The organism is Streptomyces sp. Je 1-369, assembly GCF_026810505.1.
In the GTDB taxonomy this organism is placed as follows: Bacteria; Actinomycetota; Actinomycetes; order Streptomycetales; family Streptomycetaceae; genus Streptomyces.
This window is the reverse complement of sequence record NZ_CP101750.1, coordinates 4,019,630-4,045,969: the sequence shown is the minus strand read 5'-3', so window position 1 is coordinate 4,045,969 and position 26,340 is coordinate 4,019,630. Positions and strand designations below refer to the sequence as shown.

The following is a 26,340-nucleotide window of genomic DNA, read 5'->3' as shown; positions in this document are numbered from 1 at the left end:
ATCGCGCGCCTCGGCTAGACCTTGATCCCCGACAGCTTCGACAACCTCAACAACTCTGCGTTGCTCCTGCGGTGCAGGGACGACAGCACACGGAACACCTCACGCGAGGTCGAGAAGCGGGTCCGCAGTCTCATGGCCGATCTCGGCCTGTTCTTCGGTGCGCTGGACTTCGCCGTCACCCCCGAGGGGCGTTGGGTCTTCTTCGAAGTGAACCCCAACGGCCAGTGGCACTGGCTTGCTGTCAAGGCCGGGGTGCCGCTCGTTGAAGCCATGGCGGACGCACTACAAGGAGAGACCGCATGACCGAAGCGCCCGCATGGGCCGACGCCGCTCGTGCCCTCGCCGACAGGGTGACCGCGAACGCGCCCGGATGGCATGAAGCCGTCAGCAACACCCCGCGCCACCAACTCGTCCCGCGCTGGTGGCAGCGCATCCCGAACAGTCCCACGCAGGTGTGGGAGCTGGTGAGCCCGCCCGAGAGCTCCGCCGAGCTTCTGCACGCCGCCTACACGGACGAGACGCTGGTAACCCGCGTCGGCCCCACGCACGCCGACCACGCGGCCCCGGGTGAGCGTGCGCAGGGTGACCCCACGTCGTCCAGCACGCTGCCGGGACTCATCGTGTCCATGGCTCATCGGCTCGACGTGCAGCCCGGGCAACGTGTGCTCGACGTGGGCACCGGTTCCGGGTACTCCGCCGGTCTGTTCGCGCGCCGCTTCGGGGACGAGCACGTGACGAGCGTGGACGTGGACCCGTACTTGGTCGAGGTTGCCCGTGCGCGTCTCGCCGAGTTCGGGCGAGCCCCTCGACTGGAAGCTGTCGACGCGACGGGGGAACTCCCCGATGACGAGTACGACCGCATCATGGCGACCGTTTCCGTGCGGCCCGTCCCCGCCTCGTGGCTCCGCGCGCTCTCCCCCGAGGGACGAGTCGTCACGACCGTTGCGCACACCGCCCTGCTGATCACAGCGGACATGGGCACGGACGGAATCGCGCGGGGCACGGTGCAGCCCGATCCGGCGACGTTCATGGAGACCCGGCGCGAAGCGGACTACCCGGGGAAGCTGGACGACGTGTTCGTGACCGCCCGAGTACGCACGGGCGATGACGTACGGACCCCCGAGGGGGCGATTCCCGACCTGTGGCAGGAATGGCCGCTCCGGTGGCTGTTCGAGCTGGACACACCCGGGGTCGAGACCCGCGCGGCCACGTACCCGGACGACGGTCGGCGCGTGGTGTGGCTGCTCGCCGCGGACGGCTCATGGGCCCGGGCCGAGGATGGACCGTCGCCCCTGGTGCACCAGGGTGGTCCCCGCCGGCTCTGGGACGCTCTGGAACGTGTTCGCAGGAGATGGGAGGAGAACGGCAGGTTCTCTCTGCACTCGATGCGCGCGGAACTCCCCCCCGAGGGCAGCCACCTGCTGACTCCTGACGAGTCATGGCGCTTCACCATCTGACACTGCCCCGGACCTGCGGTCATCGATCAGGGGCGCGGATGCCGAAGGGCCCCGGCAGCGGTGCTGCCGGGGCCCTTCGTACGGTCAGGGTCGGGGCCCTGGTGCCGTCAGGCGTCGACTCAGACGTTGACGCCGAAGTCCTGGGCGATGCCGACCAGGCCCGAGGCGTAGCCCTGGCCGACCGCGCGGAACTTCCACTCGGCGCCGTTGCGGTACAGCTCGCCGAAGACCATGGCGGTCTCGGTGGCGGCGTCCTCGGAGAGGTCGTAGCGCGCGATCTCCGTGCCACCGGCCTGGTTGATGATGCGGATGAAGGCGTTCCGCACCTGGCCGAAGTTCTGCGAGCGGTTCTCGGCGTCGTAGATCGAGACCGGGAAGACGATCTTCTCGATGTCGGCCGGGAGGCCCGCGAGGTTCACGTTGATCTGCTCGTCGTCGCCCTCGCCCTGGCCCGTGACGTTGTCACCGGTGTGGACGATGGTCTGGTCCGGCGTCGCCTTGTTGTTGAAGAAGACGAAGTGACCGTCCGAGTAGACCTTGCCCTCGGTGTTCACCGCGATCGCGGAGGCGTCCAGGTCGAAGTCGGTGCCAGTGGTGGTGCGGACGTCCCAGCCGAGGCCCACGGTGACGGCGGTCAGGCCCGGAGCCTCCTTGGTGAGCGAGACGTTGCCACCCTTGGACAGGCTTACTGCCATTGTTGGGAGTCCCTTCCCTCGTTGCATACGTACGGGCTTCGTACTGGGGACGAAGCTACCGTCACCCCTAACAACGCGGACCAGGGTCCCCAGGGTTCCGCATCGCTTTACTTTCTTTACCCGTGTCCGCGGAGAGACGTGCGAAAAGGGTGTGACGTGAGCCCGACAGACGCGGGACCATAGGGGCATGTCCGGTCCCCATGTCATCCGCGGCTCCGTCTCCCTGCCCGAGGCCGAGCTCATGTGGCGTTTCTCGCGGTCTTCGGGGCCGGGCGGGCAGCACGTGAACACCAGTGACTCCCAGGTGGAGCTGCGGTTCGACCTCGCGAACACGGACGCGCTGCCCGAGGTGTGGAAGCGGCGCGCCCTCGAACGGCTCGGGCCGCGGCTCGTCGACGGCGTCATCGCCGTACGCGCGAGCGAGCACCGGTCGCAGTGGCGGAACCGGGAGATGGCGGCGACGCGGCTCGCCTCCCTGCTCGCCGAGGCGACCGCGCCGCCGCCCAAGCCGCGGCGCGCCACCAAGATTCCTCGCGGCATCAACGAGCGGCGCCTTCGCAACAAGAAACAGCGGAGCGAGACCAAGCGGGGGCGCTCCGGGCGGGGCTGGGGCTGACGCGCCCCTGTCGAATCGGTGTCCCCCGACGGGGCCGCGCTAGCCCAGTTGGCGGTAGCGGCCGCGGAAGTAGGTGAGGGGACCGGACTCACCGGCCGGTACCGACGCCGTCAGTACGCGGGCGATCACCAGCGTGTGGTCGCCCGCCGCCACCGTCTGTTCCGTGCGGCACTCCAGTGTCGCCAGCGCGCCGCCCACCATCGGGGCCCCGGACGCCGCGCCCCGTACGTAGGGGATGTCCTCGAAGAGCAGGCGGTCGCTGATGCGGCCCTTCATCGCGAAGCGGCCCGCGATGTGCCGCTGGCTCTCGGCGAGTACCGACACCGCCCACAGCGGCTGCTCGGCCAGCAGGTCGTCCATCCGGGAGCCCTCGCGCAGGCTGACCATGACCAGGGGAGGGTCGAGGGAGACGGAGAGGAAGGCCGTGGCCGTCATGCCCACGTCCTCGCCCAGCGGGGCGGTCGGGTCGTCCGGGTCCAGGCCGGGCTCGCGCGCCGTCACCAGGACCACGCCCGCGGCCAGGCGGGACATCGCCGCGCGGAACTCGTCGTTGCTCACCCCATCAGCATGCCCATCCGATGACGGGGAACGTGGGGCAGGCGGGGCCGGGAGAGTCTTCAGTACGTGAGCCACATCGTCGAAGCTAGCCCGTGCGTGTCATACAAAACATCGGGCTCCGGTCCCAGAGGGGTCCTAGGACTGAGGGCGGACCGGCCGACGCGGGAGGCGACGTAGCTGGCACGGAGTGCCACGACCTGCGGTGGACTAGTCCAAGGGACTGGACCAACGGCGGCTTCTCACCTGTGACTTGAGTCACAGGACCCATATTTTGTTGACCCTGTGTACCGAGTGAGCTGCTCGCTGTGATTCAGTGACGGTGGCAATAAGACACTGGACGACAGTGAAAGACACTGAGGGCACAAAGGCACAAGGTCAAGGTCACGGAAGACCACCGCCAACAGAGGTCCACACCGAAGAAACACTGCGGGCGCCGCGCATCCTGGAGTTGCTGTCGAGGTCTCGGGGAGAACGAGCATGGAGACCGAGTCGGAGCCGTACGTCCGTCTTGCGACCCTGCGGCAGCTGCACCAGGTGGTAGCGGAGCTGAACACGGCCCGGAGCCTGGCGGACACGCTGCAGACCGTCGCCGACGGCGTCGTCAACGGCCTTGGCTATGAATTGGCCTGCGTCAATCTCGTGCGCCCGGACGGCGACCTCGTCGTCGCCGCCTTCGCGGGCAACCCCTCCGCCGAAGCCCTCATCACCGGACGTGTCGGCTCCCGCGACGCCTGGGAGCGCCGGCTCGCCATGGGCGAGGCCTGGGGAGCCCTGCGCTTCATCTCGTACACCGAGGGCTGGGTCCTCGACGACGACGACGTCCCGCAGTGGTACACCGAAGGCCCCGAGCCCCGCTTCGAGGACGAGTGGCACCCCTCCGACCGCCTCTTCGCCCCCATGTACGCGACCGGGGCCGCCGGCGGTGAACTCCTCGGCGTGATCTCCGTGGACCGGCCACGCAACGGCCGCAGGCCCGGCGCCTGGGGCCGCGAGGCCCTCCAGATGTACGCCTTCCAGGCCGCCATCGCGATCAGCAACGCCCGCCTCCGGGCCAACATGCAGCGCGCCCTGGTCCGCCTGGAGAGGGAACAGCAGGCACTGCGGGCCAGCGAGGAGTCCTTCCGGCAGGCCTTCGAGTACGCGCCCTCCGGCATGGCCATCGCCGAGATGGGCGGCGACCAGCACGGGCGGATCCTGCGCACCAACGACGCGCTGTGCCGCCTCCTCGGACGGCCCGCCTCCGCCATGCGGCGCTACTCGTTCTCCGATCTCGTCCACCCCGAGGACATCGGCACCCTGCTGCGCACCAGCGCCGAGGGCGGCCGCGCCGAACTGCGGCTCGCACGGCGCGACAGCACGTACGTGTGGGTGTCGCTGCGCAACTCCGTCGTCGCCGACGCCGCCGACGGGCCCCGCTTCCTCCTCACGCACGTCGAGGACATCGAGGACCGCAAGCGCCGCGAGCTGCAGCTCGCCCACCGGGCCAGCCACGACTCCCTCACCGGACTGCCCAACTCCGCCGAGCTCCGCGCCCGCCTCAGTGCCCGTCTCTGTCGCAGGCCCCACGCGGGCCAGCCCAGCGCGGTGGACTCCCTCGACGCGGCCTACGAACACGGCTTCGACTTCGGGCACGCCTCCCATCATCAGCAGGAAGAGGGCTTCGACCACCACGTCCACACTGTCGCCCCCGAGGGCGGCGACGGCGACGTGGACGACGGCAGGAAGGGCCTCGCGGTCCTCTTCTGCGACCTCGACGGCTTCAAGTCCATCAACGACCGCTTCGGCCACCACACCGGCGACGCCGTCCTCATCGAGGTCGCCCGCCGCCTGACCAGCGGGGTGCGGGACGGGGACACCGTGGCGCGGCTCGGCGGCGACGAGTTCGTCGTCCTCGCCGACGGGCTCGGCCGCGCCGACGCCCAGGACCTCGCCGTCCGGCTGCGGAACGCGATCATCCCGCCGATCCGCGTCGACGGAAGAGCGGTCCGCGTAGGGGCGAGTTTCGGCATCGGATGGGCCCACTGCGGGATGTCGGCCGACGAAGTGTTGCACTCCGCTGACCAGCGGATGTACGTGGAGAAACGGTCCCGTGCCAAACAGCACAGGCGGGCCGGATAACGCCCTGGATGAGGCCGACGCCACCCCTTGGCCACCAGGGAACCGGGTAGGCTCCCCGCGTCAGCGATGTGAGGGAGTGACCAGGGAATGACGCCCGGCAATAACGGCGAGAACACGCCGAGCGCGCCGCAGGGCGACGACGATCCGTTCGGCTACCTGTACGAGGACGGGCAGGCCGCCGGAGCGACCCCGCCCAGCGGCGGGGGCGGCTACGGGTACCCGGGTCCCCGGTCCTCGTACAACCACGTCCGCGCGGTAGGCGACCGGCGCCCGGCGTACGGCCAGCAGACCTACGGCGGTCAGCAGGCGTACGGCCAGCAGACGTACGGCCAGCAGGTCCCGCACCAGCAGCAGGCCCAGCAGCCCCAGCAGGGCTACGGGCAGCCCAACGCCCACTACACCGCCCCGGAGGCGCAGCCCGGCGGTGCGCCCGTCGCGTCGCCGCAGTACGCGCCCGCGGGTGGCGGTGGCCGTGGCCGCGGGCCGAACACCAAGGGTCTGCTGATCGCGGCGGTCGCCGTCGTCGCGGTCGTCGCGCTCGGTATCGGCGCCGCGCTGATCACCGGCAACGACGACGACAAGGGCTCGGACGCGGGGGCGGGCAGCACGCCGTCGCAGGCCGAGAGCGTCAAGCCCAGCGACAAGCCGACCAAGAAGCCCGAGAAGAAGGCGGAGCTCCCCGAGACGGACGCGAAGGCCCTGAAGCTGGAGGGCGGCACGACGACGGCGTCCGACGTACAGGGCGCCAAGGCGGGCGGCGGGGTCTACGTCGCCGGGTTCGACAAGGTCGGCGCGCAGCTGACGTGGACGGTCGACGGGATTCCGAAGGCCGGGTCGTACAGCCTCCGCGTGAACTACGGAGTGCCGGGCAAGGACTCCAACGCCACCATCCTCGTCAACGGCAAGAAGCAGACCCGTCCCCTGAACATGAAGAACTTCGCCCACGCGGAGGAAGGGGACTGGGAGAAGGGCTGGACCAACACCTGGGCGGTGGTCCAGCTCACCAAGGGCACCAACACCGTCACCCTCACCTGCGCACAGAGCGACCTGTGCGGGACGACCGGAGCGAACATCGACCAGATGTGGCTCGTCGAGGGAAGCAACGGCTAGCCGCCGGGGCTGCTGACTACTTCAGCAGCCCCAGGAACCCCGCCACCGTCCCGGCCATCGCCTCGCGAGCCGGGGCGAGGTATTTCCGGGGGTCCACGCCCGTCTCGTGGGCGCCGAGGTAGGCGCGGACCTCGCCCGTGAACGCCGCGTTGAGGGCCGTGCCCACGTTGATCTTCACCATGCCGGACGTGATCGCCTGCCGGATCTCGTCGTCCGGTACGCCACTTGAGCCGTGCAGGACGAGGGGTACGGGTACGGCGGCCGCGAGGGCGGCGATCAACTCGTGGTCCAGGGATGCCGTGCGTTCCGTCATCGCGTGCGAGGAGCCCACCGCCACCGCGAGGGCGTCCACGCCCGTCTCCGCGACGTACGCGGCCGCCTCCGCCGGATCAGTCCGCACGCCCGGCGTGTGCGCGTCCAGCGGCGCCTCACCCTCCTTGCCGCCCACCTTGCCGAGCTCCGCCTCGACCCAGATGCCACGCTCGTGGCCCCAACGGACCGCGTCCGCCGTCGCCTTCAGGTTCTCGCCGTACGACAGCTTCGACGCGTCGAACATCACCGAGCTGAACCCCTCGGGGTGCGCGGCGCGCAGCAGTTCGGCGTCCGTGACGTGGTCCAGGTGGAGCGAGAGCGGCGCCGACGAGGCGCGGGCCACCGCCGCCGTCGCCGCCGCGATCGCGGAGAGGCGGCCGCCGTGGAACTTCACCGCGTTCTCCGATATCTGCAGGATGGCGGGGGTCCCGGCCCGCTCCGCGCCCAGCGCGACCGCCTCCGCGTGCTCCAGGGTGATGACGTTGAACGCGGCGACGCCGTGACCCGCGGCGCGGGCCTCCGAGACGAGTTCGCCGGTGCTGACCAGTGGCACGGTTCTCTCCCATTGCTCCAGGCCGGTTGCTCCAGGCCGATTGCTTCAGGCGGTGCGGCGGTTCAGGCCGCGGTGACCTGCCCGGTCACCGCGACACGAGGCAGCAGATCTTTGTACGTGGAGGGGTCGAACTCACCCGCCACCGGCGCCACCACCGTCGCTGCCGACAGGGCCACGGCGCGGGCCAGGCGGTCCGGCCACGGAAGGCGTTCGGCCAGGCCGGAGAGGAGGCCCGCGACCGCCGAGTCGCCCGCGCCGGTCGGGTTGCCGCGGACCCGCTTCGGGGGCCGGGCGCGCCAGCCGCCGTCCGCGGTGACGGCGAGGAGGCCGTCGGCGCCGAGTGAGGCGACCACGGCGTGGGCGCCTCTGCGGCGGGCGTCGCGGGTGGCACGGTTGGGCTCGTGGGAGCCGGTGAGCTCGGCGAGTTCGTCCGCGTTGGGCTTGACGATGTCGGGGCGGGCGGCGACGCCCCGGCGCAGCGGCTCCCCGCTCGTGTCGAGCAGGACGGGGACGCGGGCGGCCCGTGCGGACCGTATGAGGAGGGCGTACGCGCCGACGGGGACGCCCGGCGGGAGGCTGCCGCAGAGGGCGACCGCGGTCAGGTCGTCGCGGTGCAGCAACTCCTCGTAGGAGTCCAGGAAAGCGGCCCACTCGGCGGGGGTGACGGCCGGGCCCGGCTCGTTGAGCTGGGTGGTGTCGCCGGTCGCCGCGTCGACGACGGCGAGTGTGCGGCGGGTGTTGCCCGCGACCGGGGCGAGGGCGTCCGTGATGCGCGGCTCGGCGGCGAGGCGTTCGCGCAGGGTGCGGCCGGTGTCGCCGCCCGCGAAACCGGTGACGGTGACGTCGTGGCCGAGGGCGGCGAGCACGCGGGCGACGTTCAGGCCCTTGCCGCCGGGGCGTTCGGTCACCTCGGTGACGCGGTGCGAGGCGTGCGGGGTGAGAGTGGGGACGCGGTAGGTGATGTCGAGCGCGGCGTTCAGTGTGACGGTGAGGATCACTCGTACCACCCCCGAAGTGCCTGTTCGTTCGACGTTCTCAGCGACGTGCCAAGCGACGTGCCCAGCGACGTTCGCAGGGCTCTGATCATGCCAAACAGAAGGCGGTTGGCCCAGGGGGGTGGGCCAACCGCCTTCTGTTCGGGTGGGGTTCGGGTGGGGTTGTCAGGGGGTTAGAAGGGTTCAACCACCCATTCGCCCTTGCGCATGACGCCCTTGACGTCGAAGGCCGCGTCCAGGACCACCAGGTCCGCGTCCTTGCCGGGCTCAAGGGAGCCCACCTTGTCGTACTGGCCGAGGAGCTTGGCCGGGTTGGCGGAGACGGCGCGGACCGTGTCCTCGACGGACAGCCCGTCGACGGTCACCGAGCGCTTGAACGCGCGGTCCTGGGTGAGGGTCGAGCCCGCGATCGAGCCGCCCTCGACGAGCCGCGCGACGCTGTCCTTCACCTCGACCTCCAGCGGGCCGAGCATGTAGCGCCCGTCGCCGAAGCCCGCCGCGTCCATCGCGTCGGTGATCAGCGCGACGCGGTCCGTGCCCGCGTGGTGGAAGGCCAGCTCGAAGGCGGCCGGGTGGAGGTGGGTGCCGTCGTTGATGAGCTCGACGGTGATCCGCTCGTCCTCCAGGAGCGCGGCGATCGGGCCCGGCGCGCGGTGGCCGAGGCCCGGCATGGCGTTGAACAGGTGCGTGGCGACGGTGGCGCCCGCGTCGATCGCCTCGACGGTCTGCTCGTACGTCGCGTCCGTGTGGCCGATCGCCGCGATGACGCCGTGCTCGGCGAGGAGGCGTACGGAGTCGATGCCGCCCGGGAGTTCGGTGGCGAGCGTGACCATCCTGGCCTGGCCGCGGGCCGCGTCGAGGAGCTTGCGGACGTCGGCGGGGTCGGGGTGGCGCAGCAGGCCCTCGCTGTGGGCGCCCTTGCGGCACGGGGAGATGAACGGGCCCTCGAAGTGGATGCCCGCGAGGTCGCCCTGCTCGGCGAGTTCGGAGAGGATGCCCGCGCGCTGGGCCAGGAAGTCCATCTCGCCGGTGACCGTGGAGGCGACGACGGTGGTGGTGCCGTGCAGGCGGTGCGTGTGGATGCCCTTGAGGACGTCCTCGACGGTGCCCGAGGTGAAGGAGGCGCCGCCGCCGCCGTGGTTGTGGATGTCCACGAAGCCGGGGACCAGCCAGTGGCCGGTGAGGTCGAGCCTCTCCGTCCGTGTGTCCGTCTGTGTGGCCGTCTGTGTGTCCGTCTCCGTGTCCGTCTCCGTGTCCGCGGGAGCGCTCCCGCTGATGCGGCTTCCTTCGACGATCACTCGGCCGTTGGTGAGGGTCCCGGTGGGCAGTACCACCTGTGCACCGGCGAGAACCTTGCTAGTGGCCATCAGGTGGGTACCTCCGTGGGGTGGGTGTTGGTGTCGGTGGCCGTGCTCTTCGAGGGTTCTTGGTTGACCAGGTCCCAGGCCAGCAGGCCCGCGCCCAGGCACCCCGCCGTGTCGCCGAGGGCCGCGGGGACGATCTCCGGCAGCGTCTGGAACTCGACGACGCGCGCCGCGACGGCCGCCCGCAGCGGCGTGAACAACGTTTCCCCCGCCTCGGCGAGGCCGCCACCGATGATCAGGGTGTGCGGGTCCAGCAGAGTGAGGGCGGTGAGCAGGCCGTCGGCGAGCGCGTCGACGGCGTTCCGCCAGACCTCCTCGGCCCTCGGGTCACCGGACTCCACGGCCTTCGCGCAGTCCGCGGCGTCCGCCTCCGGGTCGCCGCTCGCCTCGGCCCACGCCTTGCTGACCGCGGACGCGGAGGCGAGGCGCTCCAGGCAGCCGCGCTGGCCGCAGCCGCAGGGCGGGCCGCCGGGGCGTACGACGATGTGGCCGATCTCGCCGGCCGAACCGTGCGCGCCGGGTTCGATGGCGCCGCCGATGCCGATGGCGCCCGCGATGCCGGTACCCAGGGGGACGAACAGGAAGCGGTCGGCGCCCTTGCCCGCGCCGATGCGGCCCTCGGCGAGGCCGCCCGTGCGGACGTCGTGGCCCAGGGCCACGGGGACGCCTTCCAGGCGGGTGCTGAGGAGGTCCCGGAGGGGGACGTTGCTCCAGCCGAGGTTGGCCGCGTACACGGCGAGGCCGCGCTCGGCGTCGACGATGCCGGGGACGGCCACTCCTGCCGCCGCGGCGGGTTCGCCGTAGTGGGCGATGCCGTGGGCGCGGAGGTCCGCGGCGAAGTCGAGGATCGTCTCCACGACTGCGTCGGCGCCGCGGGAGCGGCCTGTGGGGCGGCGGGCCTCGTGCAGCAGGGTGCCGTCCGCCCCTACCAGGGCGGCCTTCATTCCGGTGCCGCCCACATCGAGGGCGATGACGTGTCTCACGGGGACAGTCTCGCGCGTCACCCCGTGAGAGGTCTAGTCCACTTCTGGGGGGCGTGTTGGGGCGGGGGGCTTTTTGGGGGGCGTGTCCCTGTTTCGCTGCGGTGTCGTGGGGGCGGAGATACCCCGCCGCTCCGCGGCGGTCTTCCCACCCGCCCGCCCGTTGCCCCGCACCTGTCGCCCCCGGTAAAGCCCCGCCGCTCCGCGCCGGAACCACCCCGCCGCTCCGCGCCGGAACCACCCCGCCGCTCCGCGCCGGTCTCCCCACCCGCCCACCCGTTGCCCTGCACCTGTCGCCCCCGGTAAAGCCCCGCCGCTCCGCGGCGGTTCTCCCACCCGCCCGCCCGTTGCCCTGCACCTGTCGCCGCCGGTAAGACTCCGCCGCTCCGCGGCGGGTTCCTACGGGGTGGGTCGGTGCGGGGTGAACGGGTGGGTGGGTGGGAGTGATCCGCCGCGGAGCGGCGGGCCAGGGCGTTGCGTCCAGCGGGGCGGGTGGGTTCCGGTGAGGGCTTCCGCCGCGAGCGGCGGGTGGGGTAGGGGCGGCTACTGGTTCGGCCCCGCTGCGTCCAGCGAAGCGGGTGGGTTCCGGTGGGGGCTTTCGCCGCGAGCGGCGGGGGCAGGGTCCCCTCCCGGGGCGGGGTCAGGTGTGGTTACTGGTTTGGGCGCCCCGCCAGGATCACGCTGCGAGTGAGGTTGCGCGGGTGGTCCGGGTCGTAGCCTCGGGACTCGGCCAGGGCCACCGCAAGGCGTTGTGCGCGGATGAGGTCGGCCAGGGGGTCGACCTCCTGGCGGGCTACCAGTTCGCCGCCGACGCGGGCCACGTCCTCCGCCAGGCCGTCGGGCAGCATGCCGAACATCCAGGTCACCCGGCCGGGGCCGGTGATGGAGATGGGGCCGTGGCGGTACTCCATCGCCGGGTAGGACTCCGTCCAGGCGCCCGCGGCCTCCCGCATCTTCAGGGCGGCTTCGAGCGCGAGACCGTACGTCCAGCCGCGGCCGAGGAACGTCCACTGTTCCGCTCCGACGACCGTCGTCGGCAGCGGCTCCGTCACCGCGAGTTCCGCGTCCACCGCCGCGTCCCGCACCGTCTTCAGGCCGGGGATGTGACCGAGGCCGGCGCGCAGGAAGGCGAAGGCCGTCGTGGCGAAGCGGGTCTGGACGACCGATTCCTCGTCCGCCCAGTCCAGGACCGCCACCGAGTCCGCCGCGTCCATGACGGGCGTCTTCGGGTCGGCGGTGAGCGCGAGGGTCGGGACCGTGCCCTTGAGGCGGTTCAGGAGGTCGAGGACCTCCGTCGTCGTGCCGGAGCGGGTGATCGCCACGACGCGGTCGTACGTACGGTCCGCGGGGAACTCCGAGGAGGCGAACGCGTCCGTCTCGCCCAGGCCCGCCGCCTCGCGCAGCGTCGCGTAGGCGATGGCCATGAACCAGGACGTCCCGCAGCCGGTGACGGCGACCCGCTCACCGGGCCTCGGCAGATCGTCGAAGGCGGCGGCCGCTTCCACCGCCCGGCGCCAGCAGGCGGGCTGAGTGGCTATTTCTTCTGCGGTACGCGACATGCGCCAAGGCTCCTCGTCAGTGCGGGATGTTCCATGTGCCGTGCATGAACGAACGTTGTGCTGTGCCGGGATGTTGACAGCGGCCTCATGTGCATAGCAGTCGCCGGGCGCGGCCTGCAACGCTCGGGGCCGGTGGGACGCCGTTGCACAAGTGAGACTCGGGTGGTGTAGACCTTGTGTCCGGACTCGGGAGAAAATCGCAGTTCGGCAAGGTGCGGAACGTAGAAGCAAAGCAATGAGGGTGGGACAGCTGTGCAGCGGCGCGTGACAGGACTGACCGCGGCGGTGGCCGCACTTGGCATGGCGGGCGTACTCGCCGGCTGCGGCGGTCCCGGCGACTCCGGCGACGTCACCCTCAAGCTGGTGGCCGCCGACTACGGCGACTCCGCGGCGAACAGCTCCAAGAAGTACTGGGACAAGGTCGTCAAGGGGTTCGAGGAAGAGAACCCCGGCATCAAGGTCGACGTCACCGTGCACTCCTGGAACGACGTGGACCGCGAGGTCAAGGAGATGGTCAAGAAGGGCGACGCCCCGGACCTGGCGCAGATCGGCGCGTACGCCGACTACGCCGCGCAGGGCAAGCTCTACGAGGCCGACGAGCTCCTCTCCATCGCCACGCAGGCCGACTTCCTCGCGCCGCTCTCGCGCGCCGGTGAAGTGAACCGCATCCAGTACGGCATGCCGTTCGCCTCCTCCACCCGCCTGCTCTTCTACAACACCAAGCTCTTCAAGGACGCGAACCTCACGCCGCCGCAGAGCTGGAGCGAGCTGCAGGCCGACGCGAAGGCGCTGAAGGCGCGCGGCGTGAAGATCCCGTACGCGCTGCCGCTCGGCCCCGAGGAGGCGCCCGCCGAGACGCTGATGTGGATGCTCAGCGGCGGCGGCGGTTACACCGACAACGTCGGCTCGTACGCCATCGACTCCCCGCAGAACGCCAAGACGTTCGCCTGGCTGCGGGACGAGCTCGTCGGCAAGGGCCTGACCGGCCCGACGGCGCCCGCGGAGATGAACCGCGCGGAGGCGTTCGCGGCGTTCTCGCGCGGCGAGGTCGGCATGCTCAACGGCCACCCGACGCTGATGAAGATGGCCGCCAAGAAGGGCGTGAAGTTCGGCATGGTGCCGGCGCCCGGCGTCAACGGCAAGGCGCAGGCCACGATGGGTGTCGCCGACTGGATGATGGCGTTCAAGCAGAACGGTCACCGCAAGGAGGCCGGCAAGTTCCTGGACTACGCGTACAGCAAGAAGAACGTCCTCGACTTCTCGAACGAGTACGACATCCTGCCGGTGACGACCTCCGCGTCCGAGGCGATGGCCAAGGACCGCGGTCACACGGAGCTCGGCAAGTTCCTCGACGAGCTCCCGACCTCCGAGCTGTACCCGGTGGGCAAGACGTCGTGGGCGCAGGTCTCCGCCGACATCAAGAAGGACATCGGCAAGACGGTCGGCGACGGCGGCGACCCGAAGTCGGTGCTGGGCCGGATCCAGAGCCGGGCGATGACCGAGGAGAACGCCGAGTAGCGTGCTGGCATGACCGTTCACGACCCGGATGAGCCGGACGCCTCGGATGGACACTCCGATCTCTCCGGGCTCTCCGACCTCTCCGGCCGCGACCGTGCCGTGCTCGCCCTCGAACGGCGGTCGTGGCCCGGTCCCGGAGCCAAGGAACGTGCCATCCGCGAGGAACTCGGGATGGTGCCGGTGCGCTACTACCAAATCCTGAACGCCCTTCTCGACGACACCCGCGCGCTCGCGCACGACCCGATTACGGTCAATCGGCTGCGCCGGGTGCGGGAGTCCCGGCGCGACGAGCGCTGACGCGGCTAAGGTCGGGCCCATGGGTGACCCTACGTACTCACAGTCGGACCTGCCCGAGCCCGTGACGCCCGCCGGGCGCGACGGCCTCGCCGCGCTCCTCGCCCGGCCCGAGCGCGCGGTCGTGGCGCTGGACTTCGACGGCACGCTCGCGCCGATCGTCGCCGATCCGGAGCAGGCGCGCGCCCACCCGGACGCGGCGACCGTGCTCGCCGCGCTCGCCCCGCGCCTGCGGTCGGCGGCCGTGGTCACGGGCCGCCCGGCGGGCGTCGCCGTGCGTTACGGCGGGTTCGCGGGCGTGCCGGGCCTGGAGCACCTCGCCGTCCTGGGGCACTACGGCGCCGAGCGCTGGGACGCCGTCACCGGCACGGTGCGCGCCGCCGAGCCGCACCCCGGGGTCGCGGCCGTGCGCGCCGAGCTCCCCGGGTTCCTGGACGCGATCGGCGCCTGGCGTGGCACGTGGATAGAGGAGAAGGGGCGGGCCGTCGCGGTGCACACGCGCCGCGCGGAGGACCCTCAGGCGGCCTTCGACGCGCTGCGGGAGCCGCTCGCCGAGCTGGCGGACCGGCACGGCCTGATCGTCGAGCCGGGCCGCCTCGTCCTGGAGCTGCGCCCGCCCGGCATGGACAAGGGCGTGGCCCTCGCCGAGTACCTGCGGGAGGTCGGTGCCGAGTCCGTCCTGTACGCGGGCGACGACCTCGGCGACCTGCCGGCCTTCGGCGCCGTGGAGAAGCTCCGCTCGGAGGGTGTGGCGGGGCTGCTCGTGTGCAGCGGCAGCTCGGAGGTCGCGGAGCTGGCGGGCCGGGCGGACCTGGTGGTGGACGGACCCGCGGGCGTGGTGCGGCTGCTGTCGTGGATCGGCGCGCAACTTCAGTGACCCCCGGGCGCTCCGGTGACCGGCCCTCCGGTGACCGGCGCTCCAGTGACTCCGAGTCATGCCGTTGACCGTAGTGAGGGGCCCCGCGCCGGGCCCATGGACAAACGGAAGGGGTGCTTGGACTGCGCGGGGCCGGGGCCGGGACCGGGACGGCTGCCGGTGGGGACTGTCCGCGGTCAGCCCGTGAGCGCCCGCAGCTGGTCCAGGAACCACTGCGCGGGCGGCAGCGCGGTCGCCGCCGCCGCGAGGCGCTTCGTGCGTTCGGCGCGCTCGTCCCACGGCATGAGCAGCGCCGTGTGCAGCGCGTCGGCCGTGGCCGTCACGTCGTACGGGTTCACGGAGAGCGCGTCCTCGCCGAGCTCCTCGTGGGCGCCCGCCTCCCGCGAGAGGACCAGCGCGCAGCCGTCGTCGGAGACGACGGGGACCTCCTTGGCGACGAGGTTCATGCCGTCGCGGATGGGGTTGACCAGGGCCACGTCCGCCATGCGGTAGGCGGCGAGTGAGCGCGCGAAGTCGTCCTTGACGTGCAGGACGACGGGGGTCCAGCCGTCCGTCCCGTACTGGGAGTTGATCTCCGTGGCGACCCGGGAGACCTCCTCCGTGTAGTCGCGGTAGACGGCGAGGTCCTGCCGGGACGGGTAGGCGAAGGCGACGTGCACGACGCGTTCGCGCCACTCGGGGCGGGTCTCGAGGAGTTCCCGGTAGGCCAGCAGGCCGCGCACGATGTTCTTGGACAGCTCGGTGCGATCCACCCGCACGATCCGCTTGCGCGGCTCCCCGTCCTGCTCGCCCGCCTGCTCCCGCAGCGTCCGCATCCGCTCCTCGACGTCGTCCCACCGCGACCGCTCCCGCAGGAAGTCCGCGTCGGCACCGAGCCCGTGCACCCCGATCCGGGTGCCCGACGTGCCGCCGACGACCCGCACGCAGCACTCGGTGAACGCGTCGGCCCACCGCCCGGTGAGGAAGCCGAGCCGGTCCGCGCCGAGCATCCCGCGCAGCAGCTGTTCGGCCACGTCGTCGGGGAGCATCCGGAAGTAGTCGGCGGGCGCCCACGGGGTGTGCGAGAAGTGGCCGATGCGCAGGTCCTCGCGGAGTTCGCGCAGCATGCCGGGCACCAGCGCCAGGTGGTAGTCCTGCACCAGGACTGCCGCCCCCGGCGCCGCCTCGCGGGCCAGCGCCTCGGCGAACGCCCGGTTGTACGTCTCGTACGCCGCCCACTGCGCCCGGAACTCCGGTCCGAAGGCCGGTTCCAGGGGCGTCTGGTACAGCATGTGGTGGACGAACCACAGCACGGAGTTCGCGATGCCGTTGTACGCGTCGGCGTGGACGCGCGCGTCGATGTCCAGCATCCGTACGCCGGGTTCCCCGACTCCGCGCCGCACGGCCTCGCGGTCGCCCTCGCCGAGCGCCGCGCACACCCACAGCGCGTCCGCCTGGTCGCCGATCGCGCTGAGTCCTGAGACGAGCCCGCCGCCGCCGCGCTTCGTGGTCAGCTCACCGTCCTCTCCGACGGTGTACGAGACGGGGCCGCGGTTGGACGCGACGAGGACCTGCGCTGCTGACGGTGCGGACTCGGAGACCATGTGGCAAAACGTAGCCCGTCCTGTAAACCCTCAAACGTACGGCGGCCGGACTCTCCGGGAAGGGGATCCGGCGGCGGGGTGCGGCGGTGTGCCGCCGTGTGCCAGGACGTGCCGTCGTGTGCCGCTGGGCCGGGTGGGGTCAGTCGCGGCGCTTGCGTGCCGCGACGATCACCAGCACGCCGAGCCCGCAGAGCGCGGTCGCGGTCCCGCTGAAGAGCAGGGCCCGGGAACTGCCCGTGTCGGCGAGCTCACCGCCCGCGCCGTGCCGCTCTTGGCGGTGCTGCTCCTGGGCGGGTGCGTCGGCGGAGGGCTCGGCGAACGGCTGGAAGACCGCGGCGGCGGCGGGCGCCGCGGTCGCGGTCGGGACCCCGGCGGCGACGGCGAGGGCGACACTGGCCGTGGCGAGCGCCAGTCCGCCCACCCGCCGCATGACTCGCATGGCATCTCTTGCCCACGCACATCTGACCGACGTACATCTGACCCACATAAAAGAACAATGTAGGCAAAGCGCATGACATCCGTCGGTTACGCCACGCGACGATGCGCGTACTCGGAGATATCGGCCATCGGCGGCCGCTCCTCCGTGTCCACCGCGTGTGTCCTCGGCTCGAACCCGTGCACTCCCCGGACGAACTGCGTCAGCTCAGGGCGTACGAGATGACCGCGCGCGAGCCGCACCTGCGCCGTCCGGTATATCGCCGCCGCCATCCGCCCGAGCGCCTGCCCGTCCTGGTGCCGGTGCCTGCGCACCCCCACGTCGACCTGCGCCAGCGCGTCCAGGCCCACGGTGTGCAGCGCGTCGACGAGCAGGCCCAGCTCCACGCCGTACCCGACGGGGAACGGCAGCCGCTCCAGGAGCGACCTGCGCGCCGCGTACTCGCCGCCCAGCGGCTGCACGAACCCGGCGAGCCGCGGCCAGTGCATGTTCAGGAGCGGCCGCGCCATCAGCTCCGTCACCCGGCCGCCCTGCCCGTCCGCCCCCGCGAGCGGGCGGTCGTACATCGCCTTCACGAACGCCACGTCCGGGTCGGTGAGCAGCGGGCCGACTATCCCGGAGACGAAGTCGGCGGAGAACTCCTTCAGGTCCGCGTCGACGAACGCCACGATGTCGCCGCTCGTCGCGAGCAGCGACCGCCACAGCACCTCGCCCTTGCCCGCGACGGCGGGCAGCCGCGGCAGGATCGCGTCGCGGTGGACGACCTTGGCGCCCGCGGCGGCGGCGACCTCCGCCGTACGGTCCGTGGAGCCGGAGTCGACGACGAGCAGCTCGTCGACCAGCGGAACCTTCTCCATCAGCTCGCGGCGGATCTCGGCGACGATCTCGCCGACCGTCCTCTCCTCGTCGAGCGCGGGCAGCACGACGCTCACCGACGCGCCGCCCGCCCGTTTGGCGGCGGCGAGGCGGTCCCGGGGGCGGTCGGCGACGGACCAGGAACGCCTGCTCAGCCAGTGCTCGACCTCTTCCAGCACGGTCGTGGTCCTCCCATATGTGATCCATCTCGCTGTTCGGACGACTATCTCAAGGGTCCGGGGCTTCGGTTACAGTCTTGAACAACGCCGGTGGCCATCGCATGTCGGGGTCACCACCGCGTTCACGCACAACAATCGAAACCCATAATCGAATACCGCTCATCCAGAGGGGCAGAGGGATACGGCCCGTTGAAGCCCCGGCAACCACCCAGTCGGTCTCGCGCAGTCAAGCGCAGCGAGGCTCCCGGCTAGCGAAGGTGCCAATTCCGTCTCGCGGCGAGATGCGTCGCGAGGAAGATGAGGAGAAAGGGCCTCGCCTCCATGGCTGTGCAGACTGTCGCCACCGAAAGCACCACCTCTTCCGTCTCTTCCGTAGACCTCGGGCCCGCGTCCGGCCTCTCCTGCCGTGAGTGCGGCACCAAGTTCCCGCTCGGCCCGATCTTCGCCTGCGTCGAGTGTTTCGGCCCCCTCGAAGTCGCGTACGACCTGCCGCTCGGTGACCCGGAAGCCCTGCGCAAGCAGATCGAGGCGGGCCCCGCCAACATCTGGCGCTACGCCCCCCTCCTGCCGGTCCCCGCCGACGTGGCCGACAAGCCGAACCTGAACCCCGGCTGGACCAAGCTCGTCAAGGCCGACAACCTCGCCAGGGAACTCGGCGTCCAACAGGGCAAGTTGTTCGTCAAGGACGACTCCGGCAACCCCACGCACTCCTTCAAGGACCGCGTCGTCGCGCAGGCGCTCGAAGCGGCGCGCGCCTTCGGCTTCACCACGCTGTCCTGCTCCTCCACGGGCAACCTCGCGGGCGCGGTGGGCGCCGCGGCGGCCCGCGCCGGCTTCCGGTCCTGCGTGTTCATCCCGCACGACCTGGAGCAGGGCAAGGTCGTCATGGCCGCGGTCTACGGCGGCGAGCTCGTCGGCATCGAGGGTAACTACGACGACGTGAACCGCTTCTGCTCCGAGCTCATCGGCGACCCGCTGGGCGAGGGCTGGGGCTTCGTCAACGTCAACCTGCGGCCGTACTACGGCGAGGGCTCCAAGACCCTCGCGTACGAGATCTGCGAGCAGCTCGGCTGGGAGCTGCCCGACCAGCTGGTCATCCCGATCGCGTCCGGCTCGCAGCTCACGAAGATCGACAAGGGGCTCAAGGAGCTCATCGCCCTCGGCCTGGTCGAGGACAAGCCCTACAAGATCTTCGGCGCGCAGGCGGAGGGCTGCTCGCCGGTGTCGGCGGCGTTCAAGGCGGGCCACGACGTGGTCCGCCCGCAGAAGCCGAACACGATCGCCAAGTCCCTCGCGATCGGCAACCCGGCCGACGGGCCGTACGTGCTGGACATCGCGCGGCGTACGGGGGGTGCGGTGGAGGACGTGAACGACGAGCAGGTCGTCGAGGCGATCAAGATCCTTGCCCGCACGGAAGGGATCTTCGCGGAGACGGCGGGCGGTGTGACGGTGGGCGTCACGAAGAAGCTTTTTGAGGCGGGGCTCCTTGACCCGGCCCTCACCACGGTCGTCCTGAACACCGGGGACGGCCTGAAAACCCTCGACGCCGTTGCCGAGACCTCTCAGGCGACGGCGACGATCAAGCCGAGCCTTGAGGCGTTTCGCTCCGCGGGTCTTGCCGGCTGAGGTTGTTGCTTCCCTGCGGGACGGCTGTGGCTGGTCGCGCAGTTCCCCGCGCCCCTGACGGGGCGCCACCTGACCGCCCCCTGACATACCGAGGTGAACCGTATGAGCGTCAACGTCCGTATCCCCACCATTCTCCGTACCTACACCGGCGGCAAGGCCGAGGTCGTCGCCGAGGGGGCGAACCTCGGGGAGGTCATCGCCGACCTGGAGAAGAACCACAACGGCATCGCCGCCCGCGTCCTGGACGACCAGGGCAAGCTGCGCCGCTTCGTCAACGTGTACGTGAACGACGACGACGTCCGGTTCGAGCAGGGTCTTGAGACGGCCACTCCGGACGGCGCGGGCGTCTCGATCATTCCCGCCGTCGCCGGCGGCTGATCTTTTCGCAACCACTCTGCGTTATCTGAATTGCCCCCTCCGCGAGAGAAACGGAGGGGGCAATTCTGCATGGTTGAGCGCGGTACAGTTGGGAAGCGCGCCCCGCCGCCCGTGCCGAGCGCATATACGAAGTCGGCCTCTGTCCGACAAGAAGTAGCCAAAGAGCGCTGCCCATTTGAACCTTTTGCGGCTTTTGCCTGGCCCGACTTGCCCTGAATTCGGACGGAATCTCCGTAAATTACCGATCGGGCGTGCCCAGAATTCTCGTCCGATTGACCTGTTGCAGACGGCAGTTGGACAGATACATTCAGCGGCGGTCGACGCGTTCCGGCGCACACCCCTACCAGTGGGGGGTGAGGTCTGACCCGGGTCCGCGAAGTGCGGTCCTGTGCAAGGGCCAGTAATAGGGGAGTTAGGCATGGCTCAGGGCACCGTCAAGTGGTTCAACGCGGAGAAGGGGTACGGCTTCATCGCGGTCGACGGTGGTGCGGATGTTTTCGTCCACTACAGCGCGATCCAGATGGACGGTTACCGCACCCTTGAAGAAGGTCAGCGAGTCGAGTTCGAGATCTCGCAGGGCCAGAAGGGTCCGCAGGCGGACATGGTCAAACTCGCCGTCTAGCTCGGCGCGACCGACCACCGAAGCAAGCATCGCGAGGGGCTCGTATCCCAACAGGGGTACGGGCCCCTCGTGTGTGCCGGACCGGCCCCGGGATGCTTCCGGACCTCTCCCTCGGATCCCCCCGGGATCCGTGAGAGGCGCTTGCACTCGCAGGGGTCGAGTGCTAATCATTGGGCTTAGCACTCTCCCAGTGAGAGTGACAGAACTTGGATCGGGTCGGTGAGGCCCGCAGGCCGGGTGGGGCAAGGAACCACAAGGGCTGCAGGCCGTCCGTCGCGGGCACCAGCACGGTCCGTTTGCTTTTCCACCCCGTCCGGGAGGACCACTTCACATGGCCAAGATCATCGCGTTCGACGAGGAGGCACGGCGCGGCCTCGAGCGCGGCATGAACCAGCTCGCCGACGCCGTCAAGGTGACCCTGGGCCCCAAGGGTCGCAACGTCGTCCTCGAGAAGAAGTGGGGCGCCCCCACGATCACCAACGATGGTGTTTCCATCGCCAAGGAGATCGAGCTCGAGGACCCGTACGAGAAGATCGGCGCCGAGCTGGTCAAGGAGGTCGCGAAGAAGACGGACGACGTCGCCGGTGACGGCACGACGACCGCGACCGTCCTGGCCCAGGCCCTGGTGCGCGAGGGTCTGCGCAACGTGGCCGCCGGTGCCAACCCGATGGCCCTGAAGCGCGGCATCGAGAAGGCCGTCGAGGCCGTCTCCGGCGCCCTGCTCGAGCAGGCCAAGGATGTCGAGACCAAGGAGCAGATCGCTTCCACGGCCTCCATCTCCGCCGCCGACACGCAGATCGGCGAGCTCATCGCCGAGGCGATGGACAAGGTCGGCAAGGAAGGCGTCATCACCGTCGAGGAGTCCCAGACCTTCGGTCTGGAGCTCGAGCTCACCGAGGGTATGCGCTTCGACAAGGGCTACATCTCGGCGTACTTCGCCACCGACATGGAGCGTATGGAGGCGTCGCTCGACGACCCGTACATCCTGATCGTCAACTCGAAGATCTCGAACGTGAAGGACCTCCTTCCGCTCCTCGAGAAGGTCATGCAGTCCGGCAAGCCGCTGCTGATCATCGCCGAGGACGTCGAGGGCGAGGCCCTGTCGACCCTGGTCGTCAACAAGATCCGTGGCACCTTCAAGTCCGTCGCCGTCAAGGCCCCGGGCTTCGGTGACCGCCGCAAGGCCATGCTCGGCGACATCGCCATCCTCACCGGTGGCACGGTCATCTCCGAGGAGGTCGGCCTCAAGCTGGAGAACGCCGGTCTCGACCTGCTCGGCCGCGCCCGCAAGGTCGTCATCACCAAGGACGAGACGACGATCGTCGACGGTGCCGGTGACAGCGACCAGGTCCAGGGCCGCGTCAACCAGATCCGCGCCGAGATCGAGAACAGCGACTCGGACTACGACCGCGAGAAGCTCCAGGAGCGCCTGGCGAAGCTCGCGGGCGGCGTGGCCGTCATCAAGGCCGGTGCCGCGACCGAGGTCGAGCTCAAGGAGCGCAAGCACCGCATCGAGGACGCCGTGCGCAACGCCAAGGCGGCCGTCGAAGAGGGCATCGTCGCCGGTGGTGGCGTCGCTCTCCTCCAGGCCACCGCGGTCTTCGAGAAGCTGGAGCTCGAGGGTGACGAGGCGACCGGCGCCAACGCCGTGAAGCTCGCCCTGGAGGCCCCGCTCAAGCAGATCGCCGTCAACGGTGGTCTCGAGGGTGGCGTCGTCGTGGAGAAGGTCCGCAACCTCACCGTCGGCCACGGCCTCAACGCCGCGACCGGTGAGTACGTGGACATGATCGCCGAGGGCATCCTCGACCCGGCGAAGGTCACGCGCTCTGCCCTGCAGAACGCCGCGTCCATCGCCGCGCTGTTCCTCACCACCGAGGCCGTCATCGCCGACAAGCCGGAGAAGGCGGGCGCTGCCCCGGCCGGCGGCGGCATGCCGGGCGGTGACATGGACTTCTGATCGACCTCTGGTTGATCACGTCCTGACGTACCGAGGGCGGCACTCCTTCTCACGAAGGGGTGCCGCCCTCGGGCGTTTCTCGTGGGTGGGACCGGCTACGGCAGGCGGTCCAGGATCCAGGTGCAGAGTTCCTCGGTGACCAGGGTGTGCGGCTCGTTCCGGGAGGCGCAGAGGAACTCGTCCAGCTCGCTCTCCTTCTCCGCCGCGGCCGTCACCGGCTCGTACAGCTTCTCGTGCGTGTCGATGTCGCGCAGGGCGATCGCGCTGACCGTCGGCACGAAGCAGTGTTCGCGGATGTCCGCATGGGAGCGGAGGCCGATCAGGGCCGGGATCTTGTTCAGCTCGTCGGCGAGGATGCCGAAGCCTTCCAGGGTGCCGCCCGGCGCGCCGTCGATCTCGGGCAGCCCCGACGTATTGACGTGCGGCCGCCGCAACGTCACCACCCGCAGCTGCGCGACGAGTTCGTCCTCCCCCGCGGGCTGCGTGTAGAGCCGCGTACCGGTGATCGCCAGCCCCTTCCCGTGGAACGCCTGCTCACCGGGCCGTATCCCGTTGCTCTCTCCGATACGCACCCCGTTCGCCACACCGATCTTCTTGGGCCGCGAAGGCCACCCGCCCACCCGCTCCAGCTCCGCGAGGAACGTGCCGCGCTCCTTGTCGGTCTCCGGGTCGTCACCCCACTCGCTGATGTGCTGCCACAGCAGCTGCCGCGCGGCCGGGCTGTTCATCTGGTTGGAGAACGCGGCGTTGAGGCTGCGGATGTAGTGCGCGAACGCCTGCAGCGCGATCGGGATCCACGCGCCGCGGTGCGGGCTGTCGTACGAGAAGTACAGCGCGGTCTGGTGGTCGTTCGCCTGCCCGCCCTCGTGCTCCATCTTGGCCAGCGCGTACCGCGTGACGAGGCCGCCCATGCTGAACCCGCCGACGGTCAGCGGGTGGTCGCCCGTGCGGCGCGCGATGGCCTCCAGGATCGCGGCCCGTACGACCTCGGCGTTCTCGAGTATCGACGCACTGCGCTCGTCGAACCCGAGCAGGATGACGTCGCGGCCGCGGTTGCGGAGTTCGGTCAGGAACGGGTACGGGCCGCGCTCCAGGATCTCCCAGGAGAAGTCCAGCTCGCTCGGCCCGCTGTTGAAGCCGTCGCCGAGGATCACCGGGCGGGTCAGGCCCTTCTCCTTGTCGGCGAGGTACACCCAGGCGGTGCCGCCGGGCAGCGCCCACTCGTCGTCGGGCGTCGGCGCCTCGGCGGGGGCCTCCCGTGCCTCCTTCGGGCCGGGGGCCAGGGTGATGCGGGCGGCGGCACCGATCGCCTCGGCGACCTCGCGCTCGTCCAGTTGCTCCAGGTCGGGCTGAGTGGGCTCGTTGGAGTCGGTCATGAGGGTCCCCTCCGGTCGTGTCCGGTCATGTCGTGTCCGGTCGTGCCGCTTCGATGACGTGGGGTGCCATCATCGGCACGGCCCGTGATCGGGGGTGGGGCCCCAGCGGCCTTTCGGACAGCACGCGTTCGGCCGTTCCCGTGCGGGGCGCGGGCAGGGGCGGGGCTGTCGGCCGGGGGTGACCGGGCGGTACGGGGCGGGGGCGGCGGCGGAGCGGTGGTGTGTCGGCCACGTGGGGGCGGGACGGGGGGCTTCTGCTGCCCGCCCGGCGGGGAAAGTATGTCGCGAAGACGACGCGCGTCAGTCGGCGTAGTCCTTGAGCTTCTCGGTGGCCAAGGTGATGTTCACCGGCTCGGGCAGCCGGACGGTGTCCCCGAAGGGGTAGGTCGGGCAGCGCTGGTACGCCCCGTTCATGGGTTCGCTGAAGACGACGAGTGCGCCCTTGTCGCGGTCGACGAGCAGGTAGACGGGGACGTCCGCCGCCGCGTAGCCGTCGTGCTTCTCCACGCGGTCACGGAGGTGAGTGTCCGAGTCCTTCGAGGTGACCCCGACGACCATCAGAACGCCCTCGGTGTCGGCCCACATGCCTTCCTGGCCCACGAAGTGGTCGACCGGTGCGAGGGCACCGTCCGCGTAGGCCCTGCCGTTCCGGTACGCCTCCACCTTCAGATCCTGTTCGGGGTACAGCAGCAGTTCGGGGCGCTGCTGCATGCACTGGGTCAGCAGCCACATGACGATGGCCCTGTGGCGCTGGTCCGGCATCGGCTTGACCTTCAGCTTTCCTCGGATGAATTCGAGCTTCACCGCGTCGGGAGCATGCTTCTCCAGATGCTCGAACTCCTCGACGGTCATCTGGGCGTGCTCTTCGATGCTGGGGGTCATGGCGTCGCCTCCTCCCCTACATCGTGCCCCGCTTCTGGTGCGAGTGAGCCGCACGCTCATGGCTGTGTCCTCTCCTGTGAGCGGGATGCCGCTGCGCGGGCGGTGGCAGCATGCGCGTGGACCCGGGCCGATGGCAGCGCTGAGGGGTGGCGCCGGTGTCCGGGCCCGCCCCGGCAGGGGCCGCACACTCCGCCGGGCAGGACCTCCGGGCGGCCGGGAGCCCCGCAGGTGCCGCACTCCAGGACGCGGAGCGTGGGGAGGGCGATGGGCTCCGGTGGCAGTTTCGTCGTGAGGCGGCTGCGGACCAGGGCCGCCGGGCTGTGGACGGGGCTCGGCAGCCCGCAGGTCAGCGCACGCAGGATGTCCGCCTCGGCGGCGCCGCGCGCGAACCACTCCCTGACCTGCGGTTCAAGACGTACGCAGTCGCCGTACGAGAGGGACAGCGCGGGGGCCGTTCGGCCGAGGGCCGCGAGCAGGACGAACGCGCGGCTGCGGGTGGGGGGCCGGTGCCTGTCCGGTCCCGCTTCCCCTGGCCCCGCTACTTCTGACCCCGGTTCCTCCGATCCTTCTCCCTCCGGTACGTCGCCCCGTGTGAACGCCGTCCACCAGGCCTCGTCCCGCGCGGTGCGGGAGAACCACGTTCGGGTGATCCAGCGGGCGCTGCCGCTGCCGCTCAGGTGTTCCCTGCCGCGCCTCAAGTGCCCGGCTTCCTGGATCCTGTTGAGGGCCGTACGGAGGGCGCACTGCCCGTACGGGAGGTACTTGGCCAGTGTCTTCACGGAGATGTCCGTGCCCTCGGGCAGCCGGTCGAGGTACGCGGCGATGGACGCCTCGCGGGGCGGCAGGTGGAGGAAGTCGTCGTTCGTCCGGGGGAGTTGGGCCGGGGTGGAGCGTTTCCCGTAACCCGGGTTGGCCATCGGGTGGGGGTCCGCGTGTGGGGTCGCGTGCGCGGGCAGGAAGGCGGCACTAAGCTTGGCGTCAGCCATGGATCGGAACTTGTTCTTTCGATCGTGATGGTTAAACCCCCGCAGGTGTTCCAGCACCGGGCGGGGGTTGTTCGTTATGCGGGCACGCTAAGCGGTTGTCACGCTGCGTGGCAAGTCGAACGCGAAAAGTGTTTGGCCGGTCAACTCTCGGGGAGGGTGGGTGGGTTGAGGCCCGCCTCCCTTTCCACTGAAAGGGGGCTCGGTGATCGCGGCTTGAGCGTCGGGGTGGGTGCGGGGGCGGCGTCTTCGGTGGGCCGGTGTCTTCGTCGGTCACCGGGGCCGCCCGGGGTTTTGCGGAGTGTGGCGGTTCCGGGTCGGGAGTAAAGGGCGCTCCGCTGCGCTGCGCGTCGGCTGCGCCGATTCCGCTCCGCTCCACCCTTGACTCCCGCCCCTGCACCGCAGTTGAACGTTGACCCGGACGGCCAGGGGTGAGGCGGCGGACCTCTCTGGATGG

The 26,340-nt window shown here is 70.6% G+C and carries 25 protein-coding genes and 1 riboswitch; of the genes, 12 read left to right on the top strand and 13 right to left on the bottom strand.

Annotation, left to right across the window (positions count from 1 at the left end; translation table 11 throughout):
* Positions 1–21 precede the first annotated feature (21 nt).
* Positions 22–303: a hypothetical protein gene (locus NOO62_RS18315; RefSeq protein ID WP_268771966.1), complete on the top strand. Its 282-nt coding sequence runs from the start codon at positions 22–24 to the stop codon at positions 301–303.
* Entirely contained in the window at positions 300–1,457 is a 1,158-nt protein-coding gene (locus NOO62_RS18310) for a methyltransferase domain-containing protein (protein WP_268771965.1), read from the top strand. Before NOO62_RS18315 ends, NOO62_RS18310 begins: the two co-directional genes overlap by 4 nt.
* A 119-nt stretch (positions 1,458–1,576) precedes the next feature.
* On the opposite strand, the gene NOO62_RS18305 is transcribed toward NOO62_RS18310, so the two are convergent.
* Positions 1,577–2,152 (bottom strand): TerD family protein, encoded by a 576-nt coding sequence (locus NOO62_RS18305; RefSeq protein ID WP_055567315.1) that lies wholly within the window; start codon positions 2,150–2,152, stop codon positions 1,577–1,579.
* A 187-nt stretch (positions 2,153–2,339) separates the two neighbouring features.
* On the opposite strand from NOO62_RS18305, the gene arfB reads away from it, so the two are divergent.
* Positions 2,340–2,768 carry an alternative ribosome rescue aminoacyl-tRNA hydrolase ArfB gene (gene arfB, locus NOO62_RS18300; RefSeq protein ID WP_150217749.1) on the top strand — a complete coding sequence of 143 codons (429 nt, stop codon included), beginning with the start codon at positions 2,340–2,342 and terminating at the stop codon, positions 2,766–2,768.
* Positions 2,769–2,807: 39 nt separating this feature from the next.
* Here the strand turns inward: arfB and NOO62_RS18295 are convergent, their stop codons facing one another.
* Positions 2,808–3,299: a flavin reductase family protein gene (locus tag NOO62_RS18295; RefSeq protein WP_414930995.1), complete on the bottom strand. Its 492-nt coding sequence runs from the start codon at positions 3,297–3,299 to the stop codon at positions 2,808–2,810.
* Between the two features lie 504 nt (positions 3,300–3,803).
* On the opposite strand from NOO62_RS18295, the gene cdgB reads away from it, so the two are divergent.
* Together cdgB and NOO62_RS18285 are read left to right on the top strand one after the other, a co-directional pair.
* The gene (gene cdgB, locus NOO62_RS18290) at positions 3,804–5,444 is read left to right on the top strand and encodes a diguanylate cyclase CdgB (RefSeq protein ID WP_268771964.1); all 1,641 of its coding nucleotides are present in this window, start codon (positions 3,804–3,806) and stop codon (positions 5,442–5,444) included.
* 87 nt (positions 5,445–5,531) lie between these two features.
* Entirely contained in the window at positions 5,532–6,554 is a 1,023-nt protein-coding gene (locus NOO62_RS18285; protein ID WP_268771963.1) for a carbohydrate-binding protein, read from the top strand.
* A gap of 16 nt (positions 6,555–6,570) precedes the next feature.
* Here the strand turns inward: NOO62_RS18285 and NOO62_RS18280 are convergent, their stop codons facing one another.
* The 5 genes from NOO62_RS18280 to NOO62_RS18260 all read right to left on the bottom strand — a co-directional run bounded on the left by NOO62_RS18280 (position 6,571) and on the right by NOO62_RS18260 (position 12,317).
* On the bottom strand, positions 6,571–7,419 hold the full coding sequence (locus NOO62_RS18280) for a class II fructose-bisphosphate aldolase (protein WP_268771961.1): 849 nt from the start codon (positions 7,417–7,419) through the stop codon (positions 6,571–6,573).
* Positions 7,420–7,481: 62 nt separating this feature from the next.
* Entirely contained in the window at positions 7,482–8,417 is a 936-nt protein-coding gene (locus NOO62_RS18275) for a 1-phosphofructokinase family hexose kinase (protein ID WP_268771960.1), read from the bottom strand.
* Between the two features lie 170 nt (positions 8,418–8,587).
* Positions 8,588–9,781, bottom strand: coding sequence for an N-acetylglucosamine-6-phosphate deacetylase (gene nagA / locus NOO62_RS18270; protein WP_268771959.1), 1,194 nt, complete (start codon positions 9,779–9,781; stop codon positions 8,588–8,590).
* On the bottom strand, positions 9,781–10,761 hold the full coding sequence (locus NOO62_RS18265) for an ROK family protein (RefSeq protein WP_268771958.1): 981 nt from the start codon (positions 10,759–10,761) through the stop codon (positions 9,781–9,783). Before NOO62_RS18265 ends, nagA begins: the two co-directional genes overlap by 1 nt.
* A 647-nt stretch (positions 10,762–11,408) precedes the next feature.
* The gene (locus NOO62_RS18260) at positions 11,409–12,317 is read right to left on the bottom strand and encodes an SIS domain-containing protein (RefSeq protein WP_268771957.1); all 909 of its coding nucleotides are present in this window, start codon (positions 12,315–12,317) and stop codon (positions 11,409–11,411) included.
* A gap of 300 nt (positions 12,318–12,617) precedes the next feature.
* On the opposite strand from NOO62_RS18260, the gene NOO62_RS18255 reads away from it, so the two are divergent.
* The 3 genes from NOO62_RS18255 to otsB are packed head-to-tail and all read left to right on the top strand — an operon-like array spanning position 12,618 to position 15,006.
* Positions 12,618–13,835 carry an ABC transporter substrate-binding protein gene (locus NOO62_RS18255; RefSeq protein ID WP_268775679.1) on the top strand — a complete coding sequence of 406 codons (1,218 nt, stop codon included), beginning with the start codon at positions 12,618–12,620 and terminating at the stop codon, positions 13,833–13,835.
* Positions 13,836–13,844: 9 nt separating this feature from the next.
* Positions 13,845–14,132 (top strand): DUF3263 domain-containing protein, encoded by a 288-nt coding sequence (locus tag NOO62_RS18250; RefSeq protein WP_268771955.1) that lies wholly within the window; start codon positions 13,845–13,847, stop codon positions 14,130–14,132.
* 19 nt (positions 14,133–14,151) lie between these two features.
* Positions 14,152–15,006 carry a trehalose-phosphatase gene (gene otsB / locus NOO62_RS18245; protein WP_268771954.1) on the top strand — a complete coding sequence of 285 codons (855 nt, stop codon included), beginning with the start codon at positions 14,152–14,154 and terminating at the stop codon, positions 15,004–15,006.
* A gap of 176 nt (positions 15,007–15,182) precedes the next feature.
* Here otsB and NOO62_RS18240 read toward each other — a convergent pair whose 3' ends face one another.
* From NOO62_RS18240 to NOO62_RS18230, 3 genes are all read right to left on the bottom strand, one after another.
* Entirely contained in the window at positions 15,183–16,589 is a 1,407-nt protein-coding gene (locus tag NOO62_RS18240; protein ID WP_268771953.1) for an alpha,alpha-trehalose-phosphate synthase (UDP-forming), read from the bottom strand.
* A gap of 139 nt (positions 16,590–16,728) precedes the next feature.
* Positions 16,729–17,028 (bottom strand): hypothetical protein, encoded by a 300-nt coding sequence (locus NOO62_RS18235; protein ID WP_268771952.1) that lies wholly within the window; start codon positions 17,026–17,028, stop codon positions 16,729–16,731.
* Between the two features lie 86 nt (positions 17,029–17,114).
* Positions 17,115–18,059 (bottom strand): glucosyl-3-phosphoglycerate synthase, encoded by a 945-nt coding sequence (locus NOO62_RS18230; RefSeq protein ID WP_268771951.1) that lies wholly within the window; start codon positions 18,057–18,059, stop codon positions 17,115–17,117.
* Between the two features lie 156 nt (positions 18,060–18,215).
* Positions 18,216–18,363, top strand: a riboswitch (SAM riboswitch).
* Here NOO62_RS18230 and thrC point away from each other — a divergent pair.
* The 4 genes from thrC to groL all read left to right on the top strand — a co-directional run bounded on the left by thrC (position 18,357) and on the right by groL (position 22,642).
* Positions 18,357–19,685 carry a threonine synthase gene (thrC, locus tag NOO62_RS18225; protein ID WP_268771950.1) on the top strand — a complete coding sequence of 443 codons (1,329 nt, stop codon included), beginning with the start codon at positions 18,357–18,359 and terminating at the stop codon, positions 19,683–19,685. Its footprint overlaps the riboswitch before it by 7 nt.
* 102 nt (positions 19,686–19,787) lie before the next feature.
* On the top strand, positions 19,788–20,063 hold the full coding sequence (locus NOO62_RS18220) for a ubiquitin-like small modifier protein 1 (RefSeq protein ID WP_268771949.1): 276 nt from the start codon (positions 19,788–19,790) through the stop codon (positions 20,061–20,063).
* Between the two features lie 418 nt (positions 20,064–20,481).
* Positions 20,482–20,685, top strand: a complete 204-nt coding sequence (locus tag NOO62_RS18215; protein ID WP_005315736.1) for a cold-shock protein — start codon at positions 20,482–20,484, stop codon at positions 20,683–20,685.
* Positions 20,686–21,016: 331 nt separating this feature from the next.
* Positions 21,017–22,642 (top strand): chaperonin GroEL, encoded by a 1,626-nt coding sequence (gene groL / locus NOO62_RS18210; protein ID WP_268771946.1) that lies wholly within the window; start codon positions 21,017–21,019, stop codon positions 22,640–22,642.
* A gap of 95 nt (positions 22,643–22,737) precedes the next feature.
* On the opposite strand, the gene NOO62_RS18205 is transcribed toward groL, so the two are convergent.
* The 3 genes from NOO62_RS18205 to NOO62_RS18195 all read right to left on the bottom strand — a co-directional run bounded on the left by NOO62_RS18205 (position 22,738) and on the right by NOO62_RS18195 (position 25,886).
* Complete coding sequence (locus tag NOO62_RS18205; protein WP_268771945.1) at positions 22,738–24,018, bottom strand: esterase/lipase family protein; 1,281 nt, start codon at positions 24,016–24,018, stop codon at positions 22,738–22,740.
* A 300-nt stretch (positions 24,019–24,318) separates the two neighbouring features.
* Positions 24,319–24,900, bottom strand: coding sequence for a Uma2 family endonuclease (locus NOO62_RS18200; RefSeq protein ID WP_268771944.1), 582 nt, complete (start codon positions 24,898–24,900; stop codon positions 24,319–24,321).
* Between the two features lie 56 nt (positions 24,901–24,956).
* A complete protein-coding gene (locus NOO62_RS18195; RefSeq protein ID WP_414930848.1) occupies positions 24,957–25,886 on the bottom strand; it encodes a hypothetical protein in 930 nt (309 codons plus the stop codon).
* Between the last annotated feature and the right edge of the window lie 454 nt (positions 25,887–26,340).